Annotated in this window: 17 protein-coding genes; 9 read left to right on the forward strand and 8 right to left on the reverse strand. The window is 44.9% G+C overall.

Annotation, left to right across the window (positions count from 1 at the left end):
• Positions 1-383: 383 nt before the first annotated feature.
• Positions 384-953, forward strand: a complete 570-nt coding sequence (locus ACOJS8_RS15235) for a hypothetical protein (RefSeq protein WP_420149399.1) — start codon at positions 384-386, stop codon at positions 951-953.
• A gap of 318 nt (positions 954-1,271) precedes the next feature.
• Here the strand turns inward: ACOJS8_RS15235 and ACOJS8_RS15240 are convergent, their stop codons facing one another.
• Positions 1,272-2,378, reverse strand: a complete 1,107-nt coding sequence (locus tag ACOJS8_RS15240; protein ID WP_420149400.1) for a formylglycine-generating enzyme family protein — start codon at positions 2,376-2,378, stop codon at positions 1,272-1,274.
• Between the two features lie 171 nt (positions 2,379-2,549).
• The gene (gene map, locus ACOJS8_RS15245; RefSeq protein ID WP_420149401.1) at positions 2,550-3,314 is read right to left on the reverse strand and encodes a type I methionyl aminopeptidase; all 765 of its coding nucleotides are present in this window, start codon (positions 3,312-3,314) and stop codon (positions 2,550-2,552) included.
• 288 nt (positions 3,315-3,602) lie between these two features.
• On the opposite strand from map, the gene ACOJS8_RS15250 reads away from it, so the two are divergent.
• From ACOJS8_RS15250 to ACOJS8_RS15260, 3 genes are all read left to right on the forward strand, one after another.
• Positions 3,603-4,076, forward strand: coding sequence for a cupin domain-containing protein (locus tag ACOJS8_RS15250; protein ID WP_420149402.1), 474 nt, complete (start codon positions 3,603-3,605; stop codon positions 4,074-4,076).
• A gap of 97 nt (positions 4,077-4,173) precedes the next feature.
• On the forward strand, positions 4,174-5,322 hold the full coding sequence (locus ACOJS8_RS15255; protein WP_420149403.1) for an FAD-dependent monooxygenase: 1,149 nt from the start codon (positions 4,174-4,176) through the stop codon (positions 5,320-5,322).
• A gap of 8 nt (positions 5,323-5,330) precedes the next feature.
• Complete coding sequence (locus ACOJS8_RS15260) at positions 5,331-5,984, forward strand: DAPG hydrolase family protein (RefSeq protein ID WP_420149404.1); 654 nt, start codon at positions 5,331-5,333, stop codon at positions 5,982-5,984.
• On the opposite strand, the gene ACOJS8_RS15265 is transcribed toward ACOJS8_RS15260, so the two are convergent.
• Positions 5,985-7,037 (reverse strand): sensor histidine kinase, encoded by a 1,053-nt coding sequence (locus ACOJS8_RS15265; protein ID WP_420149405.1) that lies wholly within the window; start codon positions 7,035-7,037, stop codon positions 5,985-5,987.
• Between the two features lie 266 nt (positions 7,038-7,303).
• On the opposite strand from ACOJS8_RS15265, the gene ACOJS8_RS15270 reads away from it, so the two are divergent.
• From ACOJS8_RS15270 to ACOJS8_RS15285, 4 genes are all read left to right on the forward strand, one after another.
• Positions 7,304-8,041: a VOC family protein gene (locus ACOJS8_RS15270; protein ID WP_420149406.1), complete on the forward strand. Its 738-nt coding sequence runs from the start codon at positions 7,304-7,306 to the stop codon at positions 8,039-8,041.
• Positions 8,042-8,316: 275 nt separating this feature from the next.
• Positions 8,317-8,667 (forward strand): hypothetical protein, encoded by a 351-nt coding sequence (locus ACOJS8_RS15275; protein ID WP_420149407.1) that lies wholly within the window; start codon positions 8,317-8,319, stop codon positions 8,665-8,667.
• A 5-nt stretch (positions 8,668-8,672) separates the two neighbouring features.
• Positions 8,673-10,292: an FAD-binding protein gene (locus tag ACOJS8_RS15280; RefSeq protein WP_420149408.1), complete on the forward strand. Its 1,620-nt coding sequence runs from the start codon at positions 8,673-8,675 to the stop codon at positions 10,290-10,292.
• A complete protein-coding gene (locus tag ACOJS8_RS15285; RefSeq protein ID WP_420149409.1) occupies positions 10,285-11,598 on the forward strand; it encodes a hypothetical protein in 1,314 nt (437 codons plus the stop codon). The genes ACOJS8_RS15280 and ACOJS8_RS15285 overlap by 8 nt, the downstream gene beginning before the upstream one ends.
• Before the next feature lie 113 nt (positions 11,599-11,711).
• On the opposite strand, the gene ACOJS8_RS15290 is transcribed toward ACOJS8_RS15285, so the two are convergent.
• Both ACOJS8_RS15290 and ACOJS8_RS15295 read right to left on the reverse strand, forming a co-directional pair.
• Complete coding sequence (locus ACOJS8_RS15290; RefSeq protein ID WP_420149410.1) at positions 11,712-12,713, reverse strand: type I glyceraldehyde-3-phosphate dehydrogenase; 1,002 nt, start codon at positions 12,711-12,713, stop codon at positions 11,712-11,714.
• Between the two features lie 291 nt (positions 12,714-13,004).
• Complete coding sequence (locus tag ACOJS8_RS15295) at positions 13,005-13,520, reverse strand: hypothetical protein (RefSeq protein ID WP_420149411.1); 516 nt, start codon at positions 13,518-13,520, stop codon at positions 13,005-13,007.
• Positions 13,521-13,869: 349 nt separating this feature from the next.
• On the opposite strand from ACOJS8_RS15295, the gene ACOJS8_RS15300 reads away from it, so the two are divergent.
• Complete coding sequence (locus ACOJS8_RS15300; protein ID WP_420149412.1) at positions 13,870-14,049, forward strand: hypothetical protein; 180 nt, start codon at positions 13,870-13,872, stop codon at positions 14,047-14,049.
• A 24-nt stretch (positions 14,050-14,073) separates the two neighbouring features.
• Here ACOJS8_RS15300 and ACOJS8_RS15305 read toward each other — a convergent pair whose 3' ends face one another.
• The 3 genes from ACOJS8_RS15305 to ACOJS8_RS15315 all read right to left on the reverse strand — a co-directional run.
• The gene (locus ACOJS8_RS15305) at positions 14,074-14,466 is read right to left on the reverse strand and encodes a hypothetical protein (RefSeq protein WP_420149413.1); all 393 of its coding nucleotides are present in this window, start codon (positions 14,464-14,466) and stop codon (positions 14,074-14,076) included.
• Between the two features lie 484 nt (positions 14,467-14,950).
• Positions 14,951-16,327, reverse strand: a complete 1,377-nt coding sequence (gene mnmE, locus ACOJS8_RS15310; protein WP_420149414.1) for a tRNA uridine-5-carboxymethylaminomethyl(34) synthesis GTPase MnmE — start codon at positions 16,325-16,327, stop codon at positions 14,951-14,953.
• Positions 16,328-16,360: 33 nt separating this feature from the next.
• Positions 16,361-16,920: oxygenase MpaB family protein (locus tag ACOJS8_RS15315; protein WP_420149415.1), on the reverse strand; the 560-nt coding region annotated here is incomplete at its 5' end.

The following is a 16,920-nucleotide window of genomic DNA, read 5'->3' on the forward strand; positions in this document are numbered from 1 at the left end:
GACTTTTGCAACAGCCACACAGATTATACAACACTTTTGAACTCACTACAGGTTGGATAGATACTACACATACAGAGTAAGATCTCCATTTGATAAGCCAACCGAACTCTTACTAGAGTTTCAGCTCAATAGCTCAACTCCTGAGTTTATAAAGGATCTGACCAATGCGCTCAAGAGGATAAATCCCCAAATCATTTCTAGTGAGGATGTGTGGGTCAATGATGAACTTCTTGTAATAATTAGTTCTGAGCCAGGAGACTTCCAGTTGTCAATTGATATTTGGGATAACGCATTTATACTTGCCAAGGATAATCCAACTTGTATTGTAGCGATTGACAATGAACTAGCGAAAAATCCTTACTTTGAAAAGGCTAGCTAACATAATGCCACTTATACAACAGAAGAAAATCGTGAAAACTAGCTCTTTATACCTTCTTCTAACTGCTATAATTTTCCTTTTAATGATTAGACAAAAGTCAGCTTACGCTTGTACTTGTGTTGGGAAAGATAGACAAACTACAGAGAATGAGTTAGGGATAGCAGATATGGTTGTTGTTGGCAAAATAATTGGTGTGGCCAACTATGCTGACACAACTGCTGCTTTCAAAAGGCCGGGTTCAGATCAGTTAAGCTATACGATTTGGCCCTACAAAATATATAAGCTTGCCGTTGAGAAAAAGTATAAATCACCCATAGACATGCCGGATACAATATCCATCATCTCCGGTACGGACAGCGGTTCGTGTGGGTACGTATTTGAAATAGGGAAAGAGTATATAGTCTACGGTAATAGCTGGAAGCAAAAAAGCATTATTGTTCGGCAAGGAAAAGGCAAGGTCAAGAAAACTATAACAGAAACAGGTTCGAACAATACATTTTATACAGACATCTGCCAACTAACTCAAGAAGCTAATAGGAAGGAGTTAAGTAAGCTAAAAAGCCTGACTGAATAGACTGTTATATTTGCATTTTTTCGTTTTTATTCGAAACATATATAGAGTGTCTTTACAATGAAATCTCACATAACATAAAATCAGTTATACAACTGCTCTAAGTAGAGTACAACTTATTGATCGAGCAAAAAATGGTACTTTTCTGAAGGCAGTTGTATAACTAACCACTAAAATGTAAGTAAAATACTTAATGTGATTCGTTGCCAGTTATGAGCATCACCAGGATTCTCACCACAACGGCGGGCCATGAATTTTCGTTAAATTCTCGTTGCTTCGGCAACAAGTGTTTTCTATGATTGCCTTAAAGCTGGCGCTACGTTACTGAGCCGATTTGACGCAGCGAAAGCCCAGGTTGTTGCTGGCGCTGGTCGTTTCGCCTTTTCCGCGGCTACCGGCTTTGTAACGGATGCAATATTGATCGCTGCACAGGAAAGAGCCACCACGCTGCACATGTTTTTCCAGACCGGGTTCGTCGGGATCGTAGCTGTCTTTAGGGCCTTTGGGGTTATTGGATGGGCTTTTCTGGTAATAATCCGGACGGTACAAATCGCTGCACCATTCCCACACGTTGCCATCCAGGTCGTACAAACCATTCGGGTTGGCCGGGTAGGTTTTTACGGGGGCCAGCGTCCGAAAACCATCTTCGTTTGTGTTGTTGTTCGGGAAGCGGCCCTGAAAAATATTGGCCACCCATTTACCACCCGGCTTCAGTTCACTTCCCCAGTAATACGTAGCATTTTTCCGACCAGCCCGAGCCGCAAATTCCCACTCGGCTTCGGTTGGCAGCCGTTTACCAGCCCATTTGGCATAGGCCGCAGCATCTTCGTAACAAACCTGCACGACCGGATCATTTCCTTTCCCCGCGATTGTACTTTTTGGTCCCTGCGGATGTCGCCAGTTGGCGCTCGGTACGTATTGCCACCAGGCTAATGGATTCGCCAGCGACACAGCCTGAGTTGGAGGGGTGAAAACGGCCGAGCCGGGCACTAACTTATCCGCCGGTACGCCCGGATAATCAGAAGCTTTCAGGGGGCGCTCGGCTACCGTTACGTAGTGCGTGGCGCGGACGAATTTTTCAAACTGAGCGTTCGTCACTTCGTGCGTGTCCATCCAGAAACTATTCACTGATACGGTATGAACCGGCTTAGCGTCTGGAAAATCGGCCGAACCCATCTGAAACGCCCCTCCTTTGATGAGCACCATATCAGCTGTACCGGCGCTCTGCCCGTCAATTGGTTTCGTTGATGCGCTGGAACGTAACGCAGCCGCACGCGAAGGCACTTTACAAACACCCGTTGTACAGACAGCAATCGGTGAATTTCTATTTCGCTCAGTTGACACTACGTCGACCAGAACCGTTTCGGTCTTGAAAGCCGTAACGATCATAAGCGTAAGCGTAGCTATTGGAACAAAGAGTGATTTCATGGAATCCATTAACATCGGCAGAAAAATTCCGGCTATAACAAAAGTACCGTAAAAGCGCTCAGACTTCGTTCGCAAAGACGGATAACCCGGTTAAGTAAGTTACTAAAGCCGCTTTTTTAACCAGACAAAGACAACAAATTTACACTATGGACGTACCAGGAGGCATCCGTGCTACGTCCATAATTCGTTGGAAGCAGTCAGAATAACTGGCTGGCTATCAGTTATCAGGATAGTATGTTCATGTTGAGCCACAAAACTTCGGTCGCCGGTTATATATGTCCAGCCGTCACCCTTTTCGCGGGCATATGTAGCGCGCGTCGAAATAAACGTTTCAATGGCCACTACGGTGTTTTTCCGAAAGCGGGCGGTGTTGGACCGGTCGTAAAAACAGGGAATTTCCGTGGGTTCTTCGTGAAGGCTCCGGCCAACGCCATGACCTACTAAATTGCGAATCACTTTAAAATTGGCTCGTTTGGCATCTGTTTCAATCAGACGGCCAATATCGGCCATACGCACACCCCCTTTGATCTGACTGATGGCGCGTTGTAATATTCGTTTTGACGTTTCGACCAGACTGGTATGCCGATGGAAGTCGTTGCCCAGCACAAACGATCCGCCATTATCGGCCCAGAATCCATTCAGTTCAGCCGATACGTCGATGTTTACCAGATCGCCTTCTTTCAGGACCGTTGAACTTGACGGAATGCCATGCGCTATCTCATCATTTATACTGATACAGGTCCAGCCCGGAAATCCATAGGTCAATCTGGGCGCTGATTTTGCTCCCAGGTCGTTGAGGATAGCTCCGCCAAAGTCATCCAGTTCTTTGGTTGTCATACCCGGCTGGGCATGTTGGCGCATCAATTTCAGCACGGTTCCGACTATTTCGCTGATTTTCTGAATACCTTCTAATTCAGCCTGGGACGTAACAGACATATACTCTGGGGTTTACTGGCTTACTTTTCACGCCATAGATGGCAAAAATACGGCAAATGGTATAAATAAGGCGGCTGCTCATGGTAATTCCGACCGTACAAGCCTACACAGGCTAATTTAGTTTGTCTTTACTGAGCGAACAACGACCCATTCCCGCTTCATTTATTTCCCCGCACGGTTCACCTTTCTTTTCTTCCGGTTGACGGTTAACAGGCCCGGTTAGCCGAATCGGTCAGGCCAACTTTGGTGCGTTAATTCAATTTTTAACACACTAATCTTTTTAACACAATGACAATCAGTCAATCTTTATCGGGCGTTCAGGCAGGCGCGTTACGTTGGCACCACGGCCATTTAATGCAGTTTCACGTAACAACGGCACAAACGAATGGTACGTTCGCTCTTATCGAAATGACGCTACGTAAAGGCAGTGAACCTCATAAGCACATTCACGAACGCGAAGACGAGTTGTTTTATATTCAGGAGGGTAACATGCGTTTTACAGTTGGGGATCGGGTTATTGATGCCAAAGCGGGCAACACTATTTTTATGCCGCGCCTTGTTCCGCACGCCTTTGAGGTGATTACACCGTCTGCCAAAGCACTCGTATATCTCACACCGGGTTACTTTGAAGGCTTTTTCTATGAACTGAGCGAAGAAGCGCCGGAAGCCGCATTGCCTCCAGCACCCCAGGGACCTCCGCCAACTGATGTAGTCAATGAGATTATGGCTACCTCGGCCCGTTACGGAATCCGTTACGAATAATCAGGACTAAACTACCGATACAGGGCGTAAGACGAAGTGCTACGTAGTAATTCAATCGTTAAACGAACTTACGTTCTGTATCTGATTTTTATACCCTATGGAAAGCGGTAAACAATTCACCATCATCGGTGCCGGGATAGCCGGTTTAACAACAGCCATTGCGCTTCGGCAGCTTGGCCTTCAGGTTACGATCTTTGAAGCGGCACCAGTCATTAAGCCATTGGGCGCTGGGCTTGCGTTGGCGGCAAATGCGGTAAAGGCTTTTCAAAAACTGGGAATTGCCGATTCCATTCTTCAGGCGGGTCGGGTACTCGAAGCGTTTGTCATCTGCGATCAGCAGGGACGTAGCATTACACGGACAGACAGCCGGGCGATCAGTCGCAAATATGGCACCGATAATTTTACCATTCACCGGGCCGCTTTGCATCAGGAATTACTAAAACACTTAAAAAACAAGCCTTTATTTACGGGCAAGCGCGCCATCTCGGTTGAGCAGAACGCAGGGCAGGTGCGGATACTATTTGACGATGAAACCGTTCATCAAACTGATTACCTGATCGTTTCGGACGGTATCCACTCCCCTATCCGGCAACAGCTACTCCCCGATAGCGCACCACGCTACAGCGGCTATACCTGCTGGCGGTCGGTCATCGACAGCCGGGGACTGAACTTATCGGAGGCTACCGAAACCTGGGGCGCTAACGGACGTATCGGTCTGGTTCCGTTGGCCAACAATCAGTTATACTGGTTTGCCTGCCTTAACGCACCAGCCAACGATGTGCGGATGCGACAGTTCACAACGGATGATTTGCTGAAAATTTTTGGCGACTATCATAATCCTATCCCGGACGTACTGGCCCGCACCAGGAATGAGAATTTGCTCTGGAACGATATTATTGATCTTAAGCCCCTATCGAAATACGCGTTTGACAACATTGTCTTAGTAGGTGATGCCGCACACGCAACAACACCAAACATGGGGCAAGGTGCCTGTCAGGCCATTGAGGATGCTGTTGTACTGGCAGATGAACTAAAGGCCGGGGGCTCTGCAGTTGATGCATTTAAACGATTTGAAGGGCGTCGTCTGAAACGAACGCATTACATCATCGACAATTCCCGACGTATTGGTCAGATCGCGCAGGTACAGAATCCAGCCCTTGTATGGCTACGTAACAACGCATTCAGGTTATTGCCGCCGAGTGTCAATGAGCAGCAATTTAAAACACTCTACAACGTCGATTTTTAGTCTACTTTATGAAATGGAAACTTCCTCCGGCTCGGCCATTTAGCTGGAAAATGAAATCGCTCGACAGTGCCCAAACTGCTTTTAATACGCTGCCGTACGGTAGTTTCGAATTACTCATTAACCATAACGTAATTCGGAACGTAACGCCCGACATGTTGCTCTGGTGGTTTCAGCATATTGGGGATTTGATGCCGCATGAAGGTAAAACGTACCCTCGTTATTTAATCTGGCATCCTATCGATCATATCCACTGGGAACTGAAAAAGCCCGCGCCGGACGGTGGCGCAGGCGTTGGGGCTCACTTCCACATTGTTGAAGCCTTTGGCGGAAACATGAAGCACCTGGTCGATAGCATGGAAGAAGTCATTAAACTGGATACAGAAGGCATTACGTTGGTGATACGTATTCTGGGTATGGAAGTTTACCGACTGGCGCATCGCTTTATTCCGGTGGCCGGTGGAACGCTTTACCGCTCACGCATGCAGGTTGGTCACGAAAGTCTGCGGGGTCGGTGGCTGATTAACCCGGTCATGCACCGCTTTATTTTTCCTCGTGCAATGGGTTTAGCCTGGTTAAAACACAACGTAGAAGAAGTTGGCAATTTCGAGTTTTTTCTGCCAGAGCTTTACAACAGCCAGGTAGAGATCACATCGGTAATGTAATTACGAATGACTACCATTTAGTATAAGCGGAATCGTTACGGTGAACGCGGCTGGCTCGTCCAGTATTTCCAGATTTCCGTGCCCGAGCAGTTGGTATTTTGTAGCGATGTTCGCCAATCCTACCCCATTCGACAGAACCCGGCTATTCTTCCGCTGTACGTTATTAGCCACCACCAGGCGCCCGTTTGTATCCGTTTCGATACGTATCGACAAAGGTTGGTCAGGGAGAATTATGTTGTGTTTTACCGCATTTTCGACCAGCATCTGAAGCGTAAGGGGAGGCAATTGAGCTGCCTGAAAGTCGTCACTGATGGCTACGTGTAAATCAATACCATTTCCGTAACGGGTTTTCAGCAGATGAAAATAGGAATTGATAAAGGTGAGTTCCGTTTGCAAACTTGTCAACTCGGCTTCGTTCGTATGCAGCAGATAGCGGTAGACGCTGGCCAGCTCCTCCACAAACTGCTCGGCTTTGTCGGGATCATTATCGATCAGGGAAGAAAGCGTGTTGAGCGAATTGAAAAGAAAATGCGGATTTACCTGTTGTTTGAGACTTTCTAGCCGACTCTGTAGGTTGATTTTTTTCAGCCGTTCCGTTTGCTGAAGCGTCTCGGTCCATTTCTCAAATGTGTACACGCTTTCGTGAATAACATTCGCAATCAAATTCCCGATCATACTCAGCAGCAGCGTCCAGTAATAACGAGTTGCATCAAACGTATAAGCAGGAAAACGAACCCACTTATACCCGTAGAACAAAAAACTGATAATCGCTGACGACATCAGAATATGAATCATAAGCGCCAAGACTAACCGTATCCAGGTTTGCCGGACGGCCGGATATTGATCGCGCAGATAGGCCGCGGGTACAGCGTGTAAAAAATAAACGGGAGTCCAGAGTACGGCCGTGCTAAGTGTAGCTAACAGGAACGTATCGAGCTGCCTGAAATACGTTTCTCCGAACAACATATAGTTCAGAAAAGCAATATAAGCGGGCACCAGACCCACGGCAATCCACGTATCCTGCTTGGTAAATCGGTTTAGTTTCAGGCCCACCTCATTTCAGAAACAATTGGTTAAAACTACGAAGAATCAGCAGAATATCAGCCGTTACGTACCAATCGAACCGACACACGTAGCCCGTATCTCTCTTTCCGGACAGAAATTCGTCTGCACAAGTAAGGCTGTCAATTGATGCCCGCAAAGTGCAGCTTCACCTCACGGTTCCGTAGGTTCACCCGTTACGTAGCTGGTTTGATCCGTTGATTTGTTCAATTTTGATGTGCCACACAACCCACGTAAAAACGATTCACCGCTCACGCATGAAACTTCTAACCATCGAACTGGAAACGGCCAACCTTACAGCCACCCGCGAATTTTATACACGTCGCTTAGATTTACCTATTGTTGATGAATCGGCGGATTCGCTGACACTACAAGTAGGCTGGACTCAGTTAATTTTCCGGTCTGTAGCGTACCCGGTAGCACCGTATCACTTCGCGATTAACGTACCGAGCGGCATGCTGGAGATGTGTATGTACTGGTTTTCGCTGGATTATATGGACACACAAGCGCAGGGGCAGACAATTGCCGAATTTCCGGCCTGGCGAGCCCGATCCGCTTATTTTTTCGACAACAACGGCAACATACTGGAATTCATTGCCCGCCACGATTTACCTTCTGTTGATTCTAACCTGACTGCTGAAGATCTGTTTCAGGGCATTAGTGAGTTGGGAATTGTTACGCCCTGTGTCGTTAAAACAACCTATCAGCTATCAAAGCATTTTGGGGTTAAGCCTTTCAGCAAATCCAAACCCATGCACGACTTTGCTGCTCTCGGCGATGATAACGGACTATTTATCGTTTCGAAAGAAAATCGCAACTGGTTATTTACCAACGTTCCGGCAGCTATAAACAATTACCACGTTACGTTCGAGCCGGAGCCGGGTGGAGCCATCCAGACACTGACACGTAATGAATTGAGCCCGCTGGTAGCGACCACTAACCTGCCCTGTTCCTGTCGGTCGGTTCAGCAGGAGCAGCTTGCCGAGTTCGTGTAAGACATAGCTGGTCATTGATCGTTACGATGGCGAATCGCCTGATTCCCTGCGCAAGCCGGTCGATTTGATCGGCACTCATTTCTTATCGGTAACCTGTTGATTAACAGATATTATCTTTTTCAGCCGTTCGCTAAAATCATTGGCAACTGCCTTCGGGATTCTTCTACATTCACACTAAGCTAAAGCGAATCCGAAAAATCCCGAAGGCACTGGAAGTCACTGGACATGGTTCGCTGCAGCTTACCCTCTTCAGTTATACCTCAATCAAGCGAACCATGTTGTCTTCACTGTCGGGCAAGGGCCTCCTCTTTATTGGACTGACGGTTTTTCTGCAGGCTTGTTCCTACTCCGTGATTGTGTCAAATCAACGAGGAACGGCACAGCCAGATCCGATGAACCACGAATTAGGCTTTTACCAGGGCAAGCAAGTGATGGTTATTGATACGGTTGTTCCACTCTCCCTACTGCAAAATAACGTAATGGCCGTACCAGTCTGTGCTGAGGGCGGCTTTCATTCAGTCGAATACAAAATCACCTTCGGTGCCATGCTACGTAATACGTTCACCTTCGGGAAACGGAAATCCATTAAAGTGAAATACGTCTGCCTGAAAGAATCAAACGACTGAATGCTATGGCGAATGTAACGACCCACCACCTCACCGAATGGAACAACTACCATTTTAACGGCCCATTCCCGACCAAAACCTTATTGGATATCAATACGGACCGGACGATAACCTCGCTCCTGAATCGCTTCAACGATAGTAGCCTGGCCATTCAGGGACTGATTCAGGACAGTATCGATAAGCACGAACGGTTCAGAGCTTACGGTAGTGCCTGGTCGTTATCGAACGTAGCGCATCAGAGCGATCGAATGCTTTTCAATGCCAGATTGACCATCAAGAAAGAAATTACCGATGCACAGCTACACACGTCAACTTCTTACCGAGCAGAGAACCTTTTCCTGTTTCAGTGCGGCAATACGGTCAAAGAAATCTCTGAGTTTTTGTTCAAAAAAGGGAAATCACTAAAAACCTGCGGGGCCAGCAATGGCCAAACCATAGCCGGGGCTATTTCGACAGGCGTTCATGGGTCAGCAATCGACGCAGGATCGATTCAGGATTGTGTGGTAGGTATTCAGCTTATTATTGGCCCTGGCCCCAACGACCTTGTTTATCTGGAACGGGAAACAGCGCCCGCCTTGAATGATGATTTCGCCAGGAGCATTCGGTCAAGACCGATACGTAACGATAATCTGTTCAATGCCGCCTTAATCAGTTTAGGGTCATTCGGCGTAATTCATGGCGTAGTACTTGAAGTCGACGATTTGTTCCTGTTGAAACGCTACGTTAAAAAGATTAATCGAGTCGATGCTTTACAAATCGCAACCAACCTGGATTTCATAAACGCAGCCTTTAAAATTCAGGAGGAAATCCAACCCGATGGAACCGTAATCAGACCGTATCATTACAAACTTTATATTAATCCGTACCGGGCCGATGAAGATTTTGTAACCGAAATTATTTATAAAAAACCGTACCGAACTGATTATCCCAATCCTGTCCCGTTCATACAAAAAGCGATATTCAAAGATATACCAACCTGGGTGTCCAATTTTGCCGCGAAACACAAACGAATTATTCCTAAAATCCTGGACGCGCTACGTAGTGAGGCCTTCCCTACGGTCGATGATACTATAGAAGGCACATTGGGCGAAATTTTTTGGGATACCTCTCAATCGAGCGCTGCCTTTGGCTGCGGTTTTGGCATCAATATAGCCCAGGCGACAAAAGCACTTGATCTTTTTATAAAATTAATGAATGATATGGGCCCCATACCCGGCATTCTGTCCATGCGGTTTGTAAAAGCATCAAAAGCAACCCTGGCATTTACGAAGTTTCCTGCAACCTGTATTTTAGAAGTCGACGGTATTCCCTGGCAGGGAAATCAAAACATGATTTCTCTAAATGATTTTCTGACAGAAGTGATAAAATCGTTTATAGATAATGGAATAAAGTTTACACTACACTGGGGTAAAAATGCGCCATGGTCATTCCCTAATTTGGTCGACATAATGTATGGGCAGGCCGACGACGAATGGAAAGATATGCGAAGTATACTGCTATCAAAACAGATGGCGGATTTATTTTCCAACGACTTTTTAAATACGGTAAAACTGTCCGATTATCGAGTAAACGTAGCGGATAATTTCACTACGTTAAAGGATTTACTGGCAGCAAACAATGGGTAAAATTTATAAGCTAATTCTCTGTCTGGTAAGCTGCTCTTTTACGCTTCATGCCCAATCACCGGAACAGTTGATTTCTGACCTACAGACTATCCACGAAACCATACGGAGTGAGTCTTGCACCAATCAGCAGCTTATTTCCAACCGGGCCATGAACCTTTTTCTATCCGACAAAATCGGTAGCTATCTTACTGATTATAAGAGCCTTTCGCTATACAAAAACTACATCACTCTCAATACTCTTGATGGCATATTTTCCCTCAATCATAATTTATTCCAGCCAACCGGAACCGATGAACCCGTCCGTTCTTTTTATGTAGTAGGCGTAAGAGCTAACGTAGCCAATGCATTTATCTCCGCTTTTACCGAAAAACCGTTTTCTAATGAGCTGGGTGCTACGTTCAAAAAGACCTGGATTAGTAAACCCAAAACTGTTTTACATAATTGCCTTGAGAAGAACGTAATGGATGCCTATCGTGAATCGCTTTTGGTATTGATAGAACAGGAGATAAAAAAAAGAGAAGAGGAGTTTACGAATTCACTATTACAACTCAAACAAGGTAGCCTGACCAACCCAGAATTTACAAAGGTTAAAGACGATATTCGAAGCCGTTTTTACGCAAAGCTAATTGATGAATTTTCGAGAAAATTTGCGGATTCACAATATCAGGAACTAATCGAAACAGTTCGATACAAACGTATTACAACGCACTGGACAAATCTCAGCTTTTATGTCCCTGTTATCTTACAGCGTTTTACGGTTGTTCAGTCAATACGTTCTGCTACGGAAACGAAAAAATCATATCCATTCGAATTATCAATTAATCACACGCGATTCTGGGAAACAAAAAAGTCAGGCAGGTTTTTTTTAACAGTAGAAGCGGGCTTATCCTTGACTAATTCAACGCAGAATTATTCACTGGAGCGTGTTAATTATGAGCAGTATAAAAATGCAGGCGGAGTAGATAGTGTTACGTTACGTCAACAAAAGATAAATACGCTGTTCGTCGGATCGTACCAGACTTTTCTTACGCCGAAAGCCAAAGTAGGATTTGTCTATTATCCACCCGATTCTCACATTGGCATAAGCACTACGCTTGAACAAAATATAGGTATTCATAAACCATTAAATTGGATAGTGGGTATCCCGATTGTATTAATCGATAAAGCGGGAGCACCTTCAGCAAATTTCGAATTCCGATTCAGCTATTTTGATGTAACTCATCAATTGGTTACGCGCCAAACGTTCAGCGATAACATGTCAATAAATTTGAGCGTCGGCGTTCCGTTCAGCAAGATAATTTATTGACTTAGCTTTCAAGTAAAATAGTTCGCTGAAATCATCAGAGGATAAGCCAGTAAACAGTAAAAATCACAGGCCATTATGACCTGCGGTTTTTACTGTTTACTTGAGTAAGAAACTTAAATTCGTTCGGCCAGGAATGCGGCTACTTCAGCCAAACGATTTGAAAAACCCCATTCATTATCGTACCAAGCCGCTACCGACAGCAAGTTTCCTTCTTTAGCCGTTAAAGGCAGATCAATAATGGATGAATGCGGATCGGCCACAATGCGGGAAGAAGCCCATTCTTCCTCCAGTACGTCCATAACCCCTTTCAGCGGGCCATCACTAGCTGCTTTTCGGAATGCATCGTTTACTTCCTGGACCGAGCAATCTTTTTCAGTAACCAGGTTCAGCTCCGCAATGCTACCTGTGCGCGTCGGTACACGATATGCTTTCCCAGTGATTTTGAGATCTTTCCAGATAAACTGCAACGCACGGGCCGCCCCCGACGATGAGGGAATAATATTTTCGGTGGCTGCCCAGGAGTCGCGTCGATCCTTCATGGGCTGATCTGTTAACGATTGTGTATTGGTGTACGAGTGCACGGTTGAGAAAAGACCGTACTGAATACCAAAATTCTCAAGGATCACCTTTACGACGGACGCCAGAGCATTAGTAGTACAGCTACCCATGCTAATAATATGATGATTGGCAGGATCAAACGTTTCCAGATTAATCCCTTTTAGAAGCACCGCATCGCAGTCTGCCAGCGATTTACTGGGAGCGCTAATAAGCACGTATTTTGCACCCCGGTCTAAATGGGCTTGTGCGCCAGCACGTGTCGTGGCTCTACCCGTGCAATCAACCACCAGATCGACACCCAACGCTTTCCAATCGGGTACTTCTTTGGCTGAATTAAAATAAGGGATGTCCCTACCACCAACTGTTAGTTTACCTTCACTGCCCGAAACCGGTTCATGCCAACGGCCGTAGTTGGTATCGACCGCGAACAGAGCTGCTAACGTAGGTTCATCCCTAATATCTGAAATAGAGACGGGAACAAATAAATTATTCTTCAGACCAATCCGCAAAAACTGACGGCCAATCCGTCCAAATCCATGCAAAGCAATCGTTGCCATACGTAGTGAGAATAAATGTGTTTGTTAAAGAACAATACGTATTGGCAGACAAATGTTTGACCAAGTATGGCTTTTCTTCGTTCCATACTTGCCTAAAGCCTGACATCATATGTCAAACTTTCTTTAATTTTGCTATGTCCCATTGGGATAAATAGTTTAGTTAACAAAAATGCCTGGACATATTGAGTCAGGCATTTTTCTATTCAGCACCCCGGCCGTTTTCTTCGGATACATCTAGTGTGTAAGTGATGAAAAACAGAAGGGACAATACAAGGAAACCTTTGCCCTCTTTTACCGGCAAACAACCGTATCAGATTCAATACCCAGCAGGTCGGCGCAGATTATCTGGTTAATCTTGCTTTTCGCCCGTAGCGACTGCGTTTTGTCGAATATGTGCTCCTGAGTAGCCAGCCTAATAAGTGCAATCTCTCTTTCCTGAAAATGTTCAACGTCCTCCTCAGTGAGTTTGATTAAGCATTGACTCGTTAGTTCATCGCCCTTAGAGGTAGACGTAACAACAGCATCTACCCATTCTATGGAAGCTCCATCTTTGAATAAAACGGTAGCTCCATGTTGGGGGATAACAGTGCCGCCTTTTACGGTAAGCTGTAAAAAAAACTGAACCTGCCCTCTTTCTTTACTACGCTTATAACGAACAACTTCATTACATTTTTCGTCCGAATGACTTACCGCAATGGGTCTTTTATCATGAGCTTTACCGATTGCTTTTAGCAGTCCCTTGCTCTGAGCAAAACCAGTAAGGGTAATCAGGTTAATCGTTAATAATAAGTAGAACTGTTTTGCCATGATTAAGTGGGGATTGAGCAGTTTATCTGCCCTGGCATATGTATGTAGATGCGCTAAAGCTAATCTGCACACTATGCTAGACGTCCCACTTTTCGATGAACTGTACGATTTATGCGTTTTTCGGTACGAATTATGAAAAACTACCCTTATAAGAACGGCTGATAATCTATACACTCTCTTTTTCAAACGTAGATAGATTATATCCCTTAGCTGTATAGTATCATAGTCAAAGTATATTTAATAAATAACAACTGGTATACAAATTAATTTATTTATAATCTTAAGTTCTCATATGAATACTATTTTTATTTAAATATTTCGAGTTACTTTGTGTAACTATAATTATTACATGAAAAACAACATGAAACCAGAACAGGTAAAAGAAAACATAGAATCAAAAGATAAGTCGCTTGATAAGTTTCAGCGCTTAGTTACAACGTATATACAGCAGGTCGGTCAATACTATCAGACAAACAAAGAGGTTCAGTTAGCTGTAAAAAGCCTTTATAGAAGTCTGAAACGAGCTTGAGTTCATTATCAATTCCATGCATTATTATAGCCTGGGCAATGTGGTTAAATACAGTTTGGCCTGAGCCTGCTGACTTAGCTCCTTTAACGTACTGGTATGACTCACTAGCCTTTGATAGTTTTTATCGATTATCTGTAGTTTAAGACCTGACAATTGATCCATTTCCTGGATTAATCGCTGTAACTCGCTTTGTATTGTAATGCTTAACGTTATAAGTTGGTGTGCTGGACATTGGCCGATAAAGCGGTTCGCTTCTGGCCTAAGATTTGGTTTTACTATTTCTCTATGTATACAGGCATTGAGCATTTCAAACTGACTGTATAGCTCATAGACAGCAGTAAGCCAATCCGTTAAAATCAATTCAGGACTAGAATTATTTTCATTCGACGCACTATTTTCCAGTAAATTATCTTTCATTTAAATTATTAAAAACTATATACAAGTAACAAAACGAAATATAAAATAAAACTATAATGCGATATAGGATACAATATACTCACCAAAAGCTACAATTATTAATACATTTATACAGATAAGTATTATTCTGATCACTAATGTATCAGGTAAGACATTATCAATTCAGTTGTCATAATCACATTCAGTCTTGACGGTTGTTACAAGCGAAGCAACTTAAATTAATAAATATTCATACCCCTTGTCCTTCCTTTTCTGGAAAGCGCTGGTAGCTGACAAAGAGTAACCTTTGCAGACCCAAATACCATATGGAACGTTTCGCGAGAATCTCCCACAGAATATCAGTAACATTGCCTGATTAAATCCACGAGTTTTTTACACTTGCTTCTGAAAACAAAAGCTGTCACTAACTCTGTACAAAAAAAGCCCATTTCCGGGGCTATAAGTGAGTTTTATACGTAGTATGGTATTGAGTTACTAACTGCCCTTACTTTCCGATACAGAACTTACTGAAAATAGAATCGAGCAAATCGTCAGTGGTAATTTCTCCCGTCAACTCACCTAAATGTTGTAAGGCCACCCGTAAATCCATTGCCAGCCAATCAGCTGTTACGCCTGATTCCAGACCCGATATTGCACGAGCCAGCGCATCATCAGTACCTGTTAAATGCTCGTAGTGACGAACATTTGTTACAACCGCGCTACCCGTTTGAATAGCGGAATCAGTACGTACCCGGTTCGACAAAGCCGCTTTTAACTCATCCAGATGCGTTTGTTGGGAGGCCGAGATCCAGACAATTTTTTCGTCGGCGATGGCTTCTATAACCTGTTTTTTTTCGTCCGTAAGCGCATCCAGTTTATTTCCAACCAATAAATATGGCTTACCCAATGAGCGGACCTCATTAACTGCACTTCGCAATGCTTCGGGAGAGATATTTCGTCCATCGAAAAGATAAACGACCAGAGCGGCATCACGCATTTTCTGCTGCGTTCGTTCAATACCAATCACTTCAATTTGATCAGTGGCTTCCCGTAAGCCTGCCGTATCAATCAGCCGAAAGCGGAGACCGTCGATAAACAATTCATCCTCAATGACATCGCGGGTTGTTCCGGGAATATCGGAAACAATCGCCTTTTCTTCATTGAGCAAGGCGTTCAGCAACGTTGATTTTCCGGCATTTGGTTTACCAACAATAACCGTTGGTATTCCATTCTTTATCGCATTTCCTGCCGAAAAGGACTCAATCAGCGGATGAAGCGCACGTCGAATATCAAGCATCAGCTGTCGAAGTTGCTGACGATGGGCGAACTCTACATCTTCCTCACCAAAATCGAGCTCCAGTTCAACTAACGCAACAAAATCGATAAGTTGCTGACGAAGAATTTTTAATTGTTTCGAGAAACCACCACGCAGCTGTGTGAGAGCGGCTCGGTGGCTGGCATCCGAATCAGAAGCAATCAGGTCGGCAACGGCTTCAGCCTGAACCAAATCAAACTGGCCATTCAGGAAAGCCCGTTGTGTAAACTCACCGGGACGAGCCAGGCGGGCTCCTTCTGCCGTTAGGCGACGTAGTATCTGCTGGATAATAAATTCTGAACCATGACACGAGATTTCAACGACATCCTCTTTTGTAAACGATTTGGGAGCCCGGAAAACAGTTATCAACACTTCGTCAATAATGCTACCATCCGGGTTACGCAGTGTTCCAAAATGAGCCGTATGCGAGGCTTGTTGGGTAAGGTCTTTGCCTCGAAAAATCCGGTTAGTAAGTTCGATAGCACCAGCACCGGATACCCGCAAAACAGCGATGGCACCAATACCTGGGGCGGTAGCAAGGGCGGCAATGGGTTCTAACTGAAACAAATTGGTAGGTGTATTATAGAAACGTAGTGGCCTCTATTTATTCGGAAAAATAGGCAATCGACCAAGCAAGCCTGCCAGTCGCTTTTCAACCGGTACATTTGGAATACCGAGCCAATCGGCGTAGTGATCGCCCAGGAAGGAACGCATTTCACCGGCTGCGAGGTTCCGAACCGTTTCAGGATTAGCCGTACCAAGCTGGCGAGCTATTGCGTCGAGAAGCGAGCGTGTAAGTCCTACGCCTGCCTCCGAAGGGGCAAACTGCCGCCGGGAAATGGCTCGGGTAAGCAGGTAGGCTTCCCGCAGATTCTTTGGTAAAAGGTCATCGGCAACGCCATTTAGCCAGTTCACTACGTTGATATGATGCAGATAATCTTCTTCCTCCTGCTCTCCTACTGCAGTTCCTATTTTACGTAATCCGAGTAATACAATATAGGAAAAAGCCAGGTTGGTACCCGCCATATCTTCCTGATTCACAGGATATCCCCACGCCATATTCCAGCGGCCCGAATGTAGGGTAAACCATCGCGCTCCGGCGTGAATCAGCCGAATTTTTAACGTTCGGTTGATTGCTTTTCCACTCAGCCACTCGCTGG

Source organism: Spirosoma sp. (genome assembly GCF_048594605.1).
Classification (GTDB): domain Bacteria; phylum Bacteroidota; class Bacteroidia; order Cytophagales; family Spirosomataceae; genus Spirosoma.

Bases quoted from the DNA above. Each gene is read 5' to 3' on its own strand.
- ACOJS8_RS15250 (WP_420149402.1), top strand. From the start codon at position 3,603: ATGACAATCAGTCAATCTTTATCGGGCGTTCAGGCAGGCGCGTTACGT.
- map (WP_420149401.1), bottom strand. From the start codon at position 3,314: ATGTCTGTTACGTCCCAGGCTGAATTAGAAGGTATTCAGAAAATCAGC.
- ACOJS8_RS15240 (WP_420149400.1), bottom strand. From the start codon at position 2,378: ATGAAATCACTCTTTGTTCCAATAGCTACGCTTACGCTTATGATCGTT.
- ACOJS8_RS15280 (WP_420149408.1), top strand. From the start codon at position 8,673: ATGGCGAATGTAACGACCCACCACCTCACCGAATGGAACAACTACCAT.
- ACOJS8_RS15260 (WP_420149404.1), top strand. From the start codon at position 5,331: ATGAAATGGAAACTTCCTCCGGCTCGGCCATTTAGCTGGAAAATGAAA.
- ACOJS8_RS15305 (WP_420149413.1), bottom strand. From the start codon at position 14,466: ATGAAAGATAATTTACTGGAAAATAGTGCGTCGAATGAAAATAATTCT.
- ACOJS8_RS15270 (WP_420149406.1), top strand. From the start codon at position 7,304: ATGAAACTTCTAACCATCGAACTGGAAACGGCCAACCTTACAGCCACC.
- ACOJS8_RS15300 (WP_420149412.1), top strand. From the start codon at position 13,870: ATGAAAAACAACATGAAACCAGAACAGGTAAAAGAAAACATAGAATCA.
- ACOJS8_RS15285 (WP_420149409.1), top strand. From the start codon at position 10,285: ATGGGTAAAATTTATAAGCTAATTCTCTGTCTGGTAAGCTGCTCTTTT.
- ACOJS8_RS15235 (WP_420149399.1), top strand. From the start codon at position 384: ATGCCACTTATACAACAGAAGAAAATCGTGAAAACTAGCTCTTTATAC.
- ACOJS8_RS15290 (WP_420149410.1), bottom strand. From the start codon at position 12,713: ATGGCAACGATTGCTTTGCATGGATTTGGACGGATTGGCCGTCAGTTT.
- ACOJS8_RS15275 (WP_420149407.1), top strand. From the start codon at position 8,317: ATGTTGTCTTCACTGTCGGGCAAGGGCCTCCTCTTTATTGGACTGACG.
- ACOJS8_RS15295 (WP_420149411.1), bottom strand. From the start codon at position 13,520: ATGGCAAAACAGTTCTACTTATTATTAACGATTAACCTGATTACCCTT.
- ACOJS8_RS15255 (WP_420149403.1), top strand. From the start codon at position 4,174: ATGGAAAGCGGTAAACAATTCACCATCATCGGTGCCGGGATAGCCGGT.